Genomic DNA, 317 nt, shown 5'->3' on the forward strand with positions numbered 1-317 from the left:
TGGTTTCTGGATAAAGGCTGGAGCCGCCAAAAAGGTTTCAGCTGGATGTACAATTTTATGATTCATGCTGTGGATCTGGCTGCTTGGTATTTGCCGCGCATTGAGGAAGTATTCGGCTACGCCCATTCCAGCTTGACCAATCAGGAATACGGATTAACGGTTCCCGACACGATGAGATTCCTCTTGAAGGATAACGAAGGACGCATCGCCCAAGTGAGCGGATCCTACACGAAACCGACGCTGAGCAGCGTCGATCCGCAAATCAGCTGTACGTTGCGGGGAACGAAAGGAACAAGCCGTGCCGTCTATTCCAATCT

Annotated in this window: 1 protein-coding gene; it reads left to right on the top strand. The window is 50.8% G+C overall.

The genetic code is table 11. The annotated features are described in order from the left end of the window. Nucleotides 1-45: 45 nt before the first annotated feature. A partial coding sequence (locus tag KVT27_RS24120; RefSeq protein WP_483307981.1) for a Gfo/Idh/MocA family protein occupies nt 46-317 on the top strand: 272 nt, incomplete at its 3' end.

Origin of the sequence: Lysinibacillus sp. GbtcB16, from assembly GCF_019091145.1 — a bacterium.
GTDB lineage: Bacteria > Bacillota > Bacilli > Bacillales_A > Planococcaceae > Lysinibacillus > Lysinibacillus fusiformis.